The organism is Duganella sacchari (assembly GCF_900143065.1).
In the GTDB taxonomy this organism is placed as follows: Bacteria; Pseudomonadota; Gammaproteobacteria; order Burkholderiales; family Burkholderiaceae_D; genus Rugamonas; species Rugamonas sacchari.
In genome coordinates, this window is sequence record NZ_FRCX01000019.1 from 20,489 (window position 1) to 35,936 (window position 15,448).

A 15,448-nucleotide genomic window follows, 5' to 3' on the forward strand; every position below is an offset into this window, starting at 1 on the left:
ATTAACGCAACAAGAGGATAACTATGAAACCTGCAATTTGGTCGCGCCGCCTGCACAAGTGGCTTGGCTTGCTGGTTGGGATACAGGCGCTGTTTTGGATGGCGAGCGGTCTGTATATGACAGCCATCTCGATTGAGATCATCCATGGCGACCATTTGGCGCATCTGGAAGAGGGCGAGCTGCGCCCTGCCAAGTTGGTCGCTCCGCCGGCCCAAGTCACAAGCCAGTATGCCGGGGTAACCGGCTTTCGTCTAAAGCAGTCGCAAGGCAGCGAGCTTTACCAAGTTCGCCATGCGGACGGCGTGGCACTGGTGAACGCCAGGACCGGCCAGCGTTTGGCGCCTTTGGACGAGAAAGCTGTACGCGCGCTCGCCTTGTCGTATTACCAGGGGGAAGGTGAGCTGGAGCGGCTCCAGTTGCTGACCGAACTACCGGGGGAGGTCGCCAAGCGCAAAGGGCCGCTGTGGCGCGCGGAGTTCAGCGATGGCAACGGAACCACGCTGTATATCTCCCCCTCGACCGGAGAACTGGTCGCCAAGCGGCACACGCTGTGGCGCATTTTTGATTTTCTGTGGATGCTGCATATCATGGATTACGACACCCGAGACAATATCAACAACAACTTGCTGCGGGTAGCCGCCACTGCAGGCACGCTGTTCGCCTTCAGCGGCATCTGGCTTTTGTGGTTCAGCTTCCGCCGGAGGGCCACCGCATGACGCCGATGCTTCGCAAGTTACACAAATGGGTAGGCTTGGTGGTCGGAGTCCAGTTTCTGCTGTGGCTGGCCAGCGGCCTTGTGATGAGCCTGTTTGACCATCACGCCGTGACGGGCGCGGCGCGGCGAGCACCGGTGCCTACGGAACGCCTTTGGCCGTTAAATGGCCTGCAGGCACCTTCTGACGTGCTCGCCGCTGCGGGCCGTCCTGCTGACTTGCTTGAAACCGGCTGGCTGGGTGTGCGGCCGGTTTACAAGTTAAGCCATGAAGGCAATGGTTGGCTGGTGGACGCGGCGACCGGTAAGCCAGTGCAAGTAGCCGTCGGCGACGTGCTTGCCGCCGCCAAGGCAGACTACCGAGGAACAGCCCCTCCAGGCACTCCAAAATTGCTCGACTCACCCGGCCTGGAAGCTCGTCGGCATGCAGGCCCAGTCTGGCGCGTTGATTTCGCCGATGCCGAAGGCACCACCTTGTATCTGTCCAGCGTGGACGCCAAAGTGCTTGAACGGCGCAACAATCTGTGGCGTTGGTTCGACCTGGCGTGGATGCTGCATATCATGGATTACAGCGGGCGCGAGGACTTCAACAATTCGCTGGTGGTAATGGCCGCAGTTGGAGGTGTCTGGATGGCACTGTCCGGCATCTGGCTGCTTGCAACGAGTTTCCGCCTGCGCGAATTCATTCCGCGCCGATGGCTGCCGGTGCGGGAGGTGGAAGTCGTCGACGGCGCGGGCAGAGCCCTGGCCACCGCGCCTTCTTTCGAAGGTGACACGGTCTACCTCGCCCTGGCTCGCGCCGGGATGAATTTGCCATCGAACTGCGGTGGTGGTCAGAGCTGTGGGCTGTGCGAGGTAAGGGTCGGCCGCAATTCGCCAGCACCGACCAGCGCAGATCGCGAGCACATTGCTCCGGCGCGCTTACGAGATGGCTACCGCCTTGCCTGCAGCCTCGAAGTTAACGGCAATCTACGGGTGGCGGTTGCTAATGGTGCGGCGATTGTCGGGGCTTCCAGCGCCACGGTGGAGAGCGTGACCGCTGTGACGCCGTATCTGCGCGAAATCGTCCTTGTGCCTGAGTCTAGGGCAGGCGCAGAGTTCCGGCCAGGATCGTACATCCAGCTGCGCATTCCGCGCTATAAGCTTGCGCGCGAGCACTTGCACCTTCCAGAGCATCACCGCGCTGAATGGCATGGCCTGCGCCTGCCTTCCGTTTTGCGTTCCTCGCAGCCGGTTCGCCGTTCTTATTCGCTATCAATGCCTGTGGTACGCGCAGATGGGAGACTTCATTTGTTGGTACGCTTTTCACCAGGTAGCACAGATGCCGGCCATGCGCCCGGGCGAGGCTCTTCGTACATCTACTCGCTGAAGTCCGGCGACACCGTTTCGTTCAATGGCCCGTTCGGCGAGTTTGCTCTGCGCCCCGGCAAGACCGAAAAAATCTTTATCGGTGGAGGGGCAGGCATGGCGCCGCTGCGTGCCATGATCCTTTCCTTGCTTGATGGCGCGGCATCGGAGACGATTCATTTCTGGTATGGGGCTCGTAGCGGCCGTGACGTTCCTTATGAAGAGGAGATGCGGACGCTGGCGGCGCAATACTCGAATTTCGATTGGCGTGTGGTGCTGTCAGAAAGCGGCGAAGCGGGACACGGCATGGTGCATGAGGTGGTGCAGCGCGAGCTGCTTGCAAAGCATCCGCATCTGCGGGATTGCGACTTTTACGTCTGCGGGCCGCCGCAGATGCTTGCCGCCACACGCAAAATGTTGGCAGACTTCGGCGTGCGCAAGGTCGCGTTTGACGATTTCAAGATTTAAAACCAGCATGAGACCGGCCTACGGGCCGGACGTGTGGTGAACCAGCCAAACCGTATGCCGGACTCTGCTCTGCAGTTTTTTCAAAAGGCAATACTGCAAGAAACCAAAGGTGTAACGATCTTAGTGATTATTCAGGACTCCAATGTCTAGGCAGTTGGCGCGACGGGCAAGCTTGTCTGGTTCGTTGCCCCATAGCGTGCCGGGTTTATCACTACGGTGACCAGCATCACTGCATCGTTATGCCCGCAGCGCGCTCACCGCCGCGGTCGGCACCGGCAAACAAGTAGTTGCGACCGCCGATGTCCGTGCGGGACATGCAATAGGCTAGTGCTTCTCTGGAATGCGGGTTATCATCGACGTGCCTAAGAGCCGACATTGTTCTAAGAGAAGCTGATTCTTTGTTCGAAGATCGTCGGCGTCTCTTTTACACTTCTCCAATTCTGCCAATGAGTCCTGGAGTTCTAGCTCCGTAGCTCGGTGCACGTCCTGCAAATCGAGAAATTTCTTGCGCCAATCATCGGCACGCTCCTGAAATGCGCGCCGCACTCTGGTCCGCCCAGTGATTTTATTTTCTTTGAGCTGATCAATCCAGGTCTTCACTTGCCGGCCAAGTGCCTGCTGCTTCGGTGAGAATAGAGTGGTTAAGCTGATCTTTGCGCGTCGAGCCACTTCGTTCATAGAAATTGCCCCACCATTTTGGGGATATATACTACCGTTTTCCCCCATTTCCTTTTCTATTTCCCTCATCGCCTCACGCACCCTGATTTCTACTTGAGCTGTGCGCGCCTCTCCACGACGCTTTGCCGCATCTTTTTTTCGGTCGCTCATGCTCCAGCCTTCATAATTGCAATGACTTCTGGATTGTCACGCCAGCTCTCTTTTATGTCATCAAAGCGATTCAGCTCGATGGATAATTGCCGCGCATAACTTGCTACAGTTAGGAGATCGTTGTCCTTAATTGCCTGTTGCGCATTCATCAGAATGATTGGGATAATTCTCTGTGTATCGCGGCGCCCAGTCCTCTCCTCAATGCGATTGATACATTCGCTTTGACAGTTTGCGATATTCGGAATACCTTTCTTTGTACTGCACAACCCAATCTCGCCATCTGTCTTCGTACATACGACGTGTGCATTCACAAGACGCATGCATTGTCCATTATTGGTGAGCAGTACTGCGAGTTCATGTGAAGTTTCTACTTCCCAAATTTTACCCGTTCGGTGGAGTTCGCTTTTATAGCTGCTTACAGTCGAACTAAGAACAGGAGCGCCCAGACCGCCATGCCCTGCGTATGGCAGGATAGTTGGCTTGTGCACAGCTTCATACATGTCTTCAATTAGATGCTGCGCCCGCATGACCCGAAGTTCGCGGGTGATGTCATCAATCTCCTTAGCAAAGGAGCTATCGGTGAGCATATAACCCAGGGTCATCGTGATATCCTTGTGACCTAGGAGCCGCATCAGCACTTTTGGACTACCATCAATAGCCAAGCCTGCCAGGCGTGAAAGAGTCTTGCGGAAACGGTGCGTATGTAGATTTCTCCCTCCCGGGGTAGCTGTCATACCTATTCGCATTGCCAATCGCGTTAAGGATGCATTGGCAACGGCTAATCGTTCTTCCGCATCTGCCCTCGGTGAGGAGCCCAACGATGCCCAAAGGTGCTCTGGCACGCCGACAGGGTATTCTTCATCTTTTATTCCCTTTCTTATTTTGGCAAGCTTCTCACAGGCTTCTATGAGCTTTACCTGTTGTGCAAGAACGTCGACTAGAATTTCCGGCGCTGGCCATTGGCGTTCTTCACCATTGATCGCGAAGGCCAGTTTGTAAGTTTTTCCGTTTGCATACGGTTGACCGTCCCGGGCCCATTCAATGGATTCTCGTGGCAGTGTCATGATCTCACCGATTCGTCCAGCCATTACCAGTAGGGTGATCCACAGGTGGGCGCTTTGTAGGGTCAATGCCAGGGTTGCGACACTCGCCCATTTACGGATCGGCCACTCGAAAGGGTCGATCTCTTCAATTGCTCGGCGAGCGCCTCGATAAGAGCCATGGCAAATTGGAAACGGCGGCGCTAGTATTGTATCTCCAGCGCTATCTCGCCAAGGGTTTGCATCAAAGTAGCTCGCGATAGATCGCGTCATCTTCATCGAATTGCTTTCAGTCTTCGAAGCAAAATTTATGTTGGCAATTAGCTCAGGGAGGGAATCTAATAGATGAATGAGATTGGGGCCCAAAACCTGCACTATCCATAGTACCCGTGGCCCCATTTGGGCTAAGAATTCGTCAGGGATTGGTTGATATGGTGTGGATTCTTTCTCAGGACTCCGCGCGGCGACTTCGCCCCGGGGTGAGGTGGTATTTCCAGCGAACTCGATGGCCGGTGGCGCATCGCCCCAAAGCCCGCGATTCCGGAGCTCTGTAAGTCGCCTTAAGTGGTCCCGGGTATGACGAGAGGAGCGCAGTTCGCGCAAATCTTCAGCCGTTAGAGTGATAGCGAACTCAAAGCTCGTGTAAGTCGGTGTAGATAATCTGTTTAGTATGCCTCGTGCAACAATCGTATTAAACTTCGTATATAAAGCCGAAGCGATCGTGCTAGCATCAAGTGATTTGTGACGGTTTTTGCCAAGGCTCGACGGCCCCATCCGCATTAACAAACCTAGCCGGGTGAGCCAAATCACTCCCTCGTCCAACAAAGCATCGAGTTGCGACGACGCGGTAAGCTTGGCAGGGAGCGCGCTTAAGAGCCTCTGGCGAAGATTGATGCAGCGTAATTGTGAGCCAAAATGTTCAATCATAGATTGAGGCGTTTCCCAAAAACCAAGAGTTTCGCCATGTCCGAGGATAGCCTGGCACTGTCTTGCGCCTTCGGAGGGCAGTTGTTGAAGACCCTCCAAAGGAAATGTTCCAATCAAGTTGACGTGGCTGTTGCATTGATCAACGGGATTTTCTAACGAGCGAGGGGGCGTCGGGGCTGATGTACTCATAAGGCGGCCTATTTATCGAAGGATAGTGGCACTCCAGGAACATAATGTTTTCCATTTTTAATCGCATCCGCCCATTTCCTTCGTGAATCTATCACCAAATTGAGCTCAAAGAGTCGCAGTGCCGCGAGGTTGTTTGTGAGTTCCATTGAATAACTCGCAGAAATCCATGCTTCAATCGGCAGGTTCACTTGCAGCGCAAGTAACTCCTCGACACGCATAGAAATGCCATCGTAACTCTCGGGTAAAAGCACCGCGTTTTGTGGGCACAGCAGGCAACGATTATCATTGCATGGACCTTGGCCGGAGCTTCGGATTTGGAGCGAAGGATTGTATGGATCTTTACAACCTATGTTGAGGCGACTGCGCGAAAGTGCTCGATGTTCTGTCAGGCGCTGTTCCATCTCCTGCGTCACTACTCCATGGCGGTGTAGATGCGCAAGGATCGTAAGATCCACACGGCCCTTTCCTAGCTCGCTCATCAGGATTTCGAGGAAGCGACGAACTGAGTCATCGGCTTCTTTGTTCAAAACATTATTATTAATGTAATCGGAGCTGGTGCGAAGATGAGCATGCCCCAAAGCCCGTTTCACCGCGAGAATGTTACCGCCGCTGCTTCTGAAGACAAATGTGGCAAAGAAGTCACGAAAATCGCTTGGAGTAACATGCGGAATCCTAGACTCATTCCGTTCTGTTCGTTGGGCGTTTATTCGTTCCAATATTATTTCGAGATACGAAATTTTTCTACCCTCTTTGCTTGTCTTTCCTTCCAGGTATCTCGTACCAAGCCAGCCAATGTTTCCGCGTTTGTCCACATAAAGCCAAACGCTACGGCAACCTTGCTCAAGCCGTTGCAAAAGACCATACTGCCTAGACTGCTCTTTATATTCCGCGCCGTCGCGAATAAAATCAATATAGCGGCGCTTTTCATCTTCAAGACGAACCTGAAGAACGGTGCGAAGCGATGAAACGCGTTCCATATACGTTTTTATCAAATGGCCAGGGCCAGATACCGTTTTCCAAAGCCCAATTATCGTTTGCTCCTTATTCTTGGCTCTCGCCTTATTCCCATTCAATAGGTAAGTTTCAGGAGTGAGTACAAATCGCTTATGGAGGCCACTAAAATTATCTTTCGGGTGTGAAAATAAAAAATTCTGAGTTACGTCAAGGGCTTGAAGCGTCGAAGGATTCCAGCCACTGTTGCAAAGGCATAGATGGAAAATAGCATCGGCGTCCCATTTGGTAGGGAATATGGTTTCATGTAAGCGACTTATACTGAAGCCAGACTTTTTTTTAAAATGTGATTGATCGATGCCGTCCCTCAGTTCGGCAGATGTCGGGACTTCTTTATCATATTTTTTCTGCACTGCGCGCATGTGTTGAATATGATGATATAAGTCGGCATCCTGCTGTCCTTCAGGTGCGGTGTCGGATTCGTTGAGCCGATCTGCTAGCTCCCACTTCTCTAGAACAGTCCGACATTCTCGCTTAAGCGCCAAACGTAGCACCTTGATCTGTTCCTCTGGCGGTTGGTGACGTGTTGGGTCTCCGCTCTTTGGCGTTTGCCAGTATAGCGGGCGTGCGCCGAGAGCCATACGGGTAGCATCTGCAATGGACCTGAAGATAGTAAAGGATGATCGGTCCATTTGGATTTTGTACGCGAAGTAACAATGAATCATCTCAAGCATTCGTACGTCCTCGATCCGGGCAGTACTTTCTCCTGTCTGTTCTGATGCAGCCTCTACTGCGTCAAAGAGGCGCCACCAGGCGCGCAGCGACTGAATGTAAGCGTCTACCGTCCCAGGACGAGCGGGGAGCAGGCTGTCTTTAATTGAGGGAGCCAGTTGATGGATTAATTTATGACGACCAGTAAAAGGAACAAACTTTGCGCTATTTCTTCCTCCTTCCACTTCTGTCTGCCCAGTAGCAAGTGTGTGAAGGTTAACCTCCTTAGGCTCCAATTCGTGGCGCGTCCAGAAGATCAACGGGTCATTCGATTCTGGCGCACCGGGCAATTGCACTGGGGCTGGCGTAAGCCCTGTGTGTTGCTTAAGGTGGTCCTTCTTGTAGTGACGAATACTCATATTCCATCTTCCAAATCGTCTTGACTCAGCTGCTCAACCCAGTTCTGGTGGAAATTCATGTTAATCCCGAGGCGGTCAGAAAGCCATTGTAGGTAAGCTATCGTCGTTTCCTGGCTCACGTGCCTTAGTTGAGGCTGAATTGTCAATTGGATGCAAGTCTCTGCCTGTAGTTGTAAGATCTTAAACACTGACTCATCGACCTTCATGTTCAACGCGCGATCGACGATACTCCAGTATTGTTGGATATGCTTCCACAAAACGGAACAAGCCCAGAAGTCTCGAGCGAGATGCGGCGACCATCCTCTTGGCCGGTCCACGCTTCGCCAAAAATCATAAATATTATCCCCGGTGTACCGATTCCCGTTCCTTGGATTGAGAAATAAGTGCACAGCATCGTGTCTTATCCTCTCGGCTTCGCTGCGTGACTTTGCTTTGCGTGTAGCGAGCACTAGCGCCTTCGGGCGTACTCGCTCTCGGTATACATGGAGTTTCTGGGCTAGAGGCATTGGAATGCGAATGATTCCGTGAGGCCCGATCTTGTCTCCGTGATCTCGGCCATATTCAGGACCTTTTGTATTAAATCGTAGGTCAATAAGCACTGCCTGATGCTCAATAGGCTTTTCAGGATTCACGATTCGCCATTCCCTCGGATCTATTGGCAACGTATCAACGCGCCAGGCAGCCGCCTCGGCTCGTCGAATTGCTGTCTCGAGAATAGTCTCAGCTATAAGAGCTTCAGTTGTACATCGTAAATTTAGTCGTTGAAGCCAATCAAAAATCTCTACTTCCTGAGGGAAGCCTAACCGTCGTTTCTCTTCTCGAACTTTCCCCTTTCGAGTTTCGACTGATTTTGTTTCACGCCCACTAAAACTCGAGGGACTGTAAGAGGAGTAGGTCTTAATTATTTTAGGAATGTGGAATGGCTCTCGCAGTCCTTTATCTGCAGCCCAAGTCAGAAATTCGGCAGCTATTGACACGCGGACGTTAATGGTTCTAGGTTTCAGTCCAACGTTGTCGCGCGACCAGATGCCGGTTTGCATTTCGACCTGATAGTGCTGAATCAGGTCAATCTTATAATTCGCTTTTAGAGGATCCTTCGCGCGCACATGGCACCACTCAAGAAAGTTCGCCAGCCAATGGGCGTAATCTTTCATCGTTACCGAGCTGGGAGGGAGAGCAGATTCCTCTTTGCCACGTTGCTTCGGTTCCCATATGCCAAGCCCGCGATCAATCAGGAACTGGTTTGCGAGACGATGATATCCGGGGCGGTCGTCCATGATGAAAGGAAGGTGGGCGACTCTGCCGAATCCCTTTGATTCCAGGACGCCAGGGGTTGAATAGACGACTCGAAAACCATAGTTCATGGTGGCTCCATATCGAATGGCTCCATAGTAGTCCAACATTTACAGATCTAGTGATAATTTTGCTTCCGTATAACGCAGCGGACCTTATACATGCTGACCGTGGTCGCTGCGGCGTTGTGGTTCAACCGCCTGACCAGCATCTCGCACGTGCTGTGCGCTGCGCTGGGCGTGGTGGTGGTGATCGATCCCTGGGCCGTGCTATGGCCGGGCTTCTGGCTGTCGTTTGGTGCAGTGGCGATTATTTTGTACGCGACGATCGGCCGCACGGCGCCGCGGCCACAACGCGCGGACACGCAAGCTGGCGTTGCCGCTGCGCCGCGTCTGCCGCTGGCGCCATCGCGCTGGCAGCGCATGGCGCATTCGCTGCGTGTCGGCACGCATACGCAGTACGTGGTGACGTTTGGGCTGGTGCCGTTGACCATGTTGCTGTTCGGTCAGGTCTCTGTGGTCAGCCCGCTGGCCAATGCAGTGGCGATTCCGCTGGTCAGCCTGGTCGTCACGCCGCTTGCACTGATCGGCAGCATGCTGCCCGGTGTGCTGGCCGTTCCGGTACTGGGCTGCGCGCATTGGCTGGTGGAGATGCTGGCCCTGTGCCTGCAATGGTTCAGCGCCATGCGTTATGCTGTGTGGAGCGCACCGGTGCCGCCGTTCTGGATGTTTTGCTGGGCGATGCTGGGCACCATCTGGCTGCTCGCGCCGCGCGGCTGGCCAGTGCGCTGGCTGGGCCTGGCCAGCTGGATTCCGCTGCTGGCCGCGCAGCCATCCCACCCGGCGTCCGGCCAGATGACCATTACCGCATTCGATGTAGGGCAGGGCATGGCGCTGCTGATCGAAACCCGTGGCCATCGGCTCCTGTACGACACCGGCCCCGCCTACTCGCCCGAATCCGACGCTGGCAGCCGTGTCATCCTGCCGTACCTGCGGGCGCGCGGCATCAATGCGCTGGATGGCGTGATTATTTCGCACAGCGACGCCGACCACTCCGGCGGCGCCCTCGCCGTACTCGATGGGATACGCACCGCCTGGGTGCTGTCGTCGCTGCCCGTCAACCATGCCATTGTCCGGGCCGCGCGTCAGCACGTGTCCTGCGCGGCTGGCCAGAGCTGGACCTGGGACGGCGTGCGCTTTGAGATGCTGCACCCGCTGCCGGCCAGCTATGCCGACGCCAGCCTCAAGCCCAACGCGCGCGGCTGCACGCTCAGAATCACGGCCGGTGGCAAATCCATGCTGCTGGCCGGGGATATCGAGGCCGCGCAGGAAGCGCAGCTGGTCGCCCGCGCGCCGGCGCAACTGCCAGCCGATATCCTGCTGGCGCCGCACCATGGCAGCGGCACCAGTTCGACGCCGGTCTTCCTGCGCGCGGTCCACCCGCAGGCGGCCATTTTCCAGGTCGGGCACCGCAACCGTTACCACCATCCCAAGCCGGAAGTCTACGAGCGCTACGGCGCCATGCACATCCAGCGCTACCGTACCGACCAGCAGGGCGCTATCACCCTGGAGTTTGATGAAACTATACGAATAAGCACCTACCGCAGCACCCACGGCCGCTATTGGCAAGCACGCTAATTAGAGCGTTTCCACCAACAGCCCGCGCTTACTCACATTACAATGGGGCAAAAACTATCATACGGAGACCGCTTGTGAGCAAGCCCAAGCTGCATTTCGCGCACGCCAACAGCTACCCGGCAGGCGTCTATCGCCAGTTCTTTGCGCTGCTGTCTGAAGACTTCGACATCCAGTCGCTCGACATGCATGCCCATAATCCGCACTATCCCGTCACGGACGGCTGGCCGCATCTGGTCGATGAATACATCAACGAACTCACCACCCGCTACACCGAACCGGTGATCCTGGTCGGCCACTCGCTGGGCGGCATGCTGAGCATGATGGTGGCGCACAAACGTCCTGACCTGGTGCGTTGCGTGGTGATGCTGGATGCGCCCGTGGTCGGCGGCTGGCGCGCGTTCGCCTGGCGTATGATTAAGCTGCTGGGGCGCGCTTACGCCGTGCCGCCGGCCAAATTCTCTATTCGTCGCCGCAATGTGTGGCCCGACGTGAAAGCCGCCTACGACCACTTCGCCGCCAAGGACCTGTTTGCCGCCTGGGCGCCCGGCGTGCTGGGTGACTACATGGACAGCGGCCTGAAGCCGCATCCGGACGGCGTCCAGCTGCGGTTTACGCGTGAAAACGAAACCGCCGTCTATGCGACGCTGCCGCATCACCTGCCGAAGCTGCTGAGCAAAGGCTCTCCGGTGCCGATCGGTTTTATCGGCGGCGACAATTCCTGGGAAACCAGCCAGTCCGGCCATCAGCATACGCAGGCGCTGGTTGGCCGCCATTTCCGCATCCTGCCGGGCGGCCACCTGTTCCCGATGGAGACGCCAGCCGCTGCCGCGCAAGCCACCAAAGAGATGATTGCCGACCTGCTCGGCGGGCAGCCTGGTAAAAAAGTTCTTAAAAAAGAAGCTTTAGCGTAAAATCCCGGGCATTGTAAAACTTTAGGAATGCCTTGCGATGACGATTAAAAGCGACAAATGGATACGCCGTATGGCGGAAGAACACGGAATGATCGAACCGTTCTTCCCGGACCAGATACGCCAGGAAGACGGCCGCAAGGTGATTTCATACGGCACCTCCTCGTACGGCTATGACATCCGTTGCGCCGACGAATTCAAGGTGTTCACCAACATCAACAGCACCATCGTCGATCCGAAGAACTTCGATTCGAACTCCTTCGTGGACGTGAAAAGCGATGTCTGCATCATCCCGCCGAACTCGTTCGCCCTGGCGCGCACCATGGAATACTTCCGTATTCCGCGCAGCGTGCTGACGGTTTGCCTGGGCAAATCGACCTATGCCCGTTGCGGCATCATCGTCAACGTCACCCCGTTCGAACCGGAATGGGAAGGTTATGTGACGCTGGAGTTCTCCAACACCACGCCGCTGCCGGCAAAAATCTACGCGGGCGAAGGCTGCGCCCAGGTGCTGTTCTTTGAAAGCGACGAGATCTGCGACGTCTCCTACAAGGACCGTAACGGTAAATACCAGGGCCAGCATGGTGTAACCTTGCCAAAAGCCTAAGCAGGGCCTTTACCGATCTTTACATCACGCGGGCTGCGGCCCGCGTTTGTTTTTGCCGATAAGCTCATTAATGAAATAAATTGATGAGGAGCAATCATGGTGAGCGCATTGGGATCGAGTACAGCCGCAGCCAGCACCAGCGGCAGCGGCAGCGGCAGTTCGGACAGCAGCAGCGCAATCGCTGCCTTGCAGAAACAGTTGCAAAGTGTGCAAAAGGATTTGACCGAGGCGGCCAGGGATACCTCGGAAGCGGGTCAGCAAAAGACCAAGCTGCTGCAAACCCAGGTGCAGGCGCTGGAAGCCCAGATCGCCCAGTTGCAGGCGCAGGCAGCGCAGAAGGCGGCTCAGCAGGCCCAGCAGCAAGCCGAGGCCAAACAGACCGCGCAGCAGCCCGGCACGGACAGCGACAAATCGCGCTACGCGACCGTCGGCAGCGTGATCGACACTAGCGCTTGACCGGCAGCGTCATTTCCACGCACAGGCCGCCGCCGGCGCGGTTGCTGGCGCGGATGCTGCCGCCGTGCGCTTCAATCACGTGCCGGGCAATCGCCAGGCCCAGGCCATGGCCTTCGGCGCTGGCGCTGCTGGAGCGGAAGAACGGCTGGAAGATGGTATCCAGATCGGCGGGCGCGACGCCAGGGCCACGGTCCAGCACACGGATCACTAGCTGGCTGGCGTCGGGCAGCGCGCGCGCCTGCAGTTGCACTTCGCCGCCTTCCGGGCTGTGCTTGATGGCGTTGCGCACCACGTTTTCGATGGCCCGGCCCAGCAGGTCGGACTGGCCGATCACTTGCACGTCGGCGTCGCCTTCCTGTATCACCGTGCGGTGCTGGCTGGTGGCTTCGTAACGCGCGTCATCGGCGATCTGGTCGAGCAGGTCGGCCATGCTGATTTCTTCCTGCGAGGCCTTGATGGCGCCAGCTTCCAGGCGCGCCAGCGTCAGCAGTTCGCCCACCAGCTTGTCCATCCGCACGCTTTCACGCTCGATGCGCTCCATTGACGCGCTCCATTTCTCCGGCTGCTGATGCGCCAGGCCGATGGCGGCCTGCAGGCGGGCCAGCGGTGAGCGTAGTTCGTGCGAGACGTCGTGCAGCAGGCGCGTCTGGCCATCGATGAGGCTGCGCAGGCGCGCGCTCATGCGGTCGAAGTCGCGGCCCAGGTCGTTGAGTTCATTGCCGGCCTTGCCGCTATCGCTGGCGAAGCGTGGCGAGAGATCGCCATTGGCGGCCGCATCAAACGCCTGACGCAAGGCACGGATCGGGCGCGAAAAGTACCAGGCCAGCAGCACCGCAAACAGCAGGCTGGCCAGCGTGGCGGCGGCAATCGGCACCCACGGGCCGAGCGGCTGGAAGCGCGGCCCCCATGGACGGTCGCCCATGTCGCGGCGCTCGCCATCCATGCCGGGCGGCGGTGCCTGCATGCCTGGTGCGGGCTGCATGCCGGCTGGCGGTGGTTCGTTCTGGCCGGGATTGGGACCGCCACGGCGGTCATCGGTGGCGCTTTGCAGTACCGAGGCGGCTTTCATTGCCATCTGGGCGCCGCCGCCCAGGCCGGAGAGCAGCGGGCGGCCATCGCCTTCCAGGCCGCGCTGATGTTCGCCTGACGGCAGGAACAGCAGGTAGTGCTTGCCGTCGTCGGCAGTCACCTGGCGCACGGCGCGGCGCCGGCCCGTTTCCTTCACGCGTACGCGCGACTCCTGCAAGATCCGCGGATTGACCACGCGCCCCAGCAGTTCATGCCCCTGGTCGTCCACCGCATACACGCGGTGGCGCTCCATGCTCTCCAGCATGCGCTGCAGCGCCTTGACGCCGCCAAACTCCAGCGTCGACGCAGCGGCGTTGATGGCCATTTCCGCCGGCGGACTGGTATCCAGGCTGACCTGCGCGCCATTCAGCTGATTGCGGTTCTTGAGCCAGATCGCGCCGCCGATACCGACGGTCGCAGCCAGCTGCGCCAGCAAAATGGACAGGAAAAACTTCCAGAACAAACGACCCAAAACTTACTCCTTGATCAGCTGGTAGCCGAGCCGATACACGGTCTGCAGGCACGAGCGGCCATCGGCAATCGTGCCCAGCTTGTGGCGCAGGCTGCTCAGGTGGACATCGATATTGCGGTCGAAGCGCGCCAGCGGACGGCCCAGGCCCTGTTCCGACAGGGTGTTCTTGCTGACCGGGCGGCCGGCGTTGCGGGCCAGGACTTCCAGCAGGTTGAATTCGGTGCTGGTCAGTTCCAGCTTGTCGCCGGCCCAGGTGGCGCGGCGCTGTTCCGGCCACATGATCAGCTGGCCCACGGTGAGCGCGGTCTGCTGGCTGGTGTCGACGGGAACGGCCTGGGCGCGGCGCAGGATGGCGCGGATGCGGGCGGTCAGCTCGCGCGGGGTGCATGGCTTGGCCACATAGTCGTCGGCGCCCAGTTCGAGGCCGACGATGCGGTCGGTGTCGTCGCCGCGGCCGGTCAGCATCAGAATCGGCAACTGGCTGGTGGTGCGGATGCGGCGCAGGGTTTCCAGGCCGTTCATGCGCGGCATCATCACATCCAGGATGGCGATGGCGTACAGGCCGGTAAATGCTTCGGCGGTGCCGGCTTCGCCGTCGTGCACGGTTTTGACGTCAAAGCCTTCCTGCTCCAGGTATTCCTTGAACATGCCGACCAGTTCAATGTCGTCGTCTATCAGCAGTACTTTGCTTTTCATTGCGATTTCTTCAGGTATAGATTGCCCATCATAACAGTCCGAACCCGCATGACGGCTCGCTTTTACCCCGTTTTACAACGTCTTTCCAGTAGGGAATTGAATATCAGTTAGACATCTTTACCCTGATTTACTTTGCCCTAACGCCGCTTTACACCGGGCGCCCAGAGAATGACGGTTCCAACAATCAAGGATTATGTGCAATGAAAACATCCACCTCAGGTGTACGCAATATGGTGCTGGCGGCCGCGCTGGCGTTGCCGTTGCTGGTTACCGGCGGCGCGGCGCGCGCTGATGGCAATGTGCCACCAGACCAGCCGCCGATGATGCCAGGCGAACCTGGACCAGGGCCGCATGGCCCGCATGGCTCGATGCATGGCGGCCGTCCACCGTTCCTGCGCGGCCTGGAACTGAGCGAGGCGCAGGAAGACAAGGTATTCGCCATTTTGCATGCGGAGGCGCCGTATCTGCGCGAACAGTCCAGGGCCGCCGCCAAGGCGCGTGAAGCCTTGCACGCGCTGGGTGACAGCGACAAGTTTGACGACGCCAAGGCCACAGCCCTGGCCAGGGATGCCGCCACCGCTGAAGCCAACATCATGCTGCAGCACGTGCGCACGCAGCAGAAGTTGCTGGCGGTGCTGACGCCGGAACAACGCAAAAAGCAGGCGGACGAACCGCCGCGCCATCCGCCGCGCCCATGACTGTCTTTGCAGTGCCCCTCA

Annotated in this window: 13 protein-coding genes; 7 read left to right on the plus strand and 6 right to left on the minus strand. The window is 57.3% G+C overall.

The annotated features are described in order from the left end of the window. Positions 1 to 23: 23 nt before the first annotated feature. Together BUA36_RS27820 and BUA36_RS27825 are read left to right on the plus strand one after the other, a co-directional pair. Entirely contained in the window at positions 24 to 716 is a 693-nt protein-coding gene (locus BUA36_RS27820) for a PepSY domain-containing protein (protein WP_084560387.1), read from the plus strand. Beyond that, complete coding sequence (locus BUA36_RS27825; protein ID WP_072790037.1) at positions 713 to 2,527, plus strand: 2Fe-2S iron-sulfur cluster binding domain-containing protein; 1,815 nt, start codon at positions 713 to 715, stop codon at positions 2,525 to 2,527. Before BUA36_RS27820 ends, BUA36_RS27825 begins: the two co-directional genes overlap by 4 nt. 324 nt (positions 2,528 to 2,851) lie before the next feature. Here the strand turns inward: BUA36_RS27825 and BUA36_RS27830 are convergent, their stop codons facing one another. The 4 genes from BUA36_RS27830 to BUA36_RS27845 are packed head-to-tail and all read right to left on the minus strand — an operon-like array spanning position 2,852 to position 8,956. Continuing rightward, the gene (locus BUA36_RS27830; protein ID WP_072790041.1) at positions 2,852 to 3,355 is read right to left on the minus strand and encodes a hypothetical protein; all 504 of its coding nucleotides are present in this window, start codon (positions 3,353 to 3,355) and stop codon (positions 2,852 to 2,854) included. Next, positions 3,352 to 5,511: a site-specific integrase gene (locus BUA36_RS30535; protein WP_139260719.1), complete on the minus strand. Its 2,160-nt coding sequence runs from the start codon at positions 5,509 to 5,511 to the stop codon at positions 3,352 to 3,354. Before BUA36_RS30535 ends, BUA36_RS27830 begins: the two co-directional genes overlap by 4 nt. A gap of 8 nt (positions 5,512 to 5,519) precedes the next feature. Continuing rightward, entirely contained in the window at positions 5,520 to 7,592 is a 2,073-nt protein-coding gene (locus BUA36_RS27840; protein ID WP_072790049.1) for a site-specific integrase, read from the minus strand. Further along, positions 7,589 to 8,956, minus strand: coding sequence for a site-specific integrase (locus BUA36_RS27845; protein ID WP_072790052.1), 1,368 nt, complete (start codon positions 8,954 to 8,956; stop codon positions 7,589 to 7,591). The genes BUA36_RS27840 and BUA36_RS27845 overlap by 4 nt, the downstream gene beginning before the upstream one ends. A 90-nt stretch (positions 8,957 to 9,046) precedes the next feature. Between BUA36_RS27845 and BUA36_RS27850 the strand changes: the two genes are divergently transcribed. The 4 genes from BUA36_RS27850 to BUA36_RS27865 all read left to right on the plus strand — a co-directional run bounded on the left by BUA36_RS27850 (position 9,047) and on the right by BUA36_RS27865 (position 12,493). After that, on the plus strand, positions 9,047 to 10,522 hold the full coding sequence (locus BUA36_RS27850) for a DNA internalization-related competence protein ComEC/Rec2 (RefSeq protein WP_072790055.1): 1,476 nt from the start codon (positions 9,047 to 9,049) through the stop codon (positions 10,520 to 10,522). Positions 10,523 to 10,596: 74 nt separating this feature from the next. Beyond that, positions 10,597 to 11,433 (plus strand): alpha/beta fold hydrolase, encoded by an 837-nt coding sequence (locus BUA36_RS27855; protein ID WP_072790058.1) that lies wholly within the window; start codon positions 10,597 to 10,599, stop codon positions 11,431 to 11,433. 37 nt (positions 11,434 to 11,470) lie between these two features. Next, on the plus strand, positions 11,471 to 12,037 hold the full coding sequence (gene dcd, locus BUA36_RS27860; protein WP_072790061.1) for a dCTP deaminase: 567 nt from the start codon (positions 11,471 to 11,473) through the stop codon (positions 12,035 to 12,037). Between the two features lie 96 nt (positions 12,038 to 12,133). Continuing rightward, positions 12,134 to 12,493: a FlxA-like family protein gene (locus BUA36_RS27865; RefSeq protein WP_072790064.1), complete on the plus strand. Its 360-nt coding sequence runs from the start codon at positions 12,134 to 12,136 to the stop codon at positions 12,491 to 12,493. On the opposite strand, the gene BUA36_RS27870 is transcribed toward BUA36_RS27865, so the two are convergent. Both BUA36_RS27870 and BUA36_RS27875 read right to left on the minus strand, forming a co-directional pair. Next, entirely contained in the window at positions 12,483 to 14,033 is a 1,551-nt protein-coding gene (locus BUA36_RS27870) for a sensor histidine kinase (protein WP_072790067.1), read from the minus strand. The genes BUA36_RS27865 and BUA36_RS27870 overlap by 11 nt on opposite strands. A gap of 3 nt (positions 14,034 to 14,036) precedes the next feature. Further along, positions 14,037 to 14,729 carry a response regulator transcription factor gene (locus BUA36_RS27875; RefSeq protein WP_072790070.1) on the minus strand — a complete coding sequence of 231 codons (693 nt, stop codon included), beginning with the start codon at positions 14,727 to 14,729 and terminating at the stop codon, positions 14,037 to 14,039. A 200-nt stretch (positions 14,730 to 14,929) separates the two neighbouring features. Between BUA36_RS27875 and BUA36_RS27880 the strand changes: the two genes are divergently transcribed. After that, positions 14,930 to 15,427, plus strand: coding sequence for a Spy/CpxP family protein refolding chaperone (locus BUA36_RS27880; protein ID WP_072790073.1), 498 nt, complete (start codon positions 14,930 to 14,932; stop codon positions 15,425 to 15,427). Positions 15,428 to 15,448 lie beyond the last annotated feature (21 nt).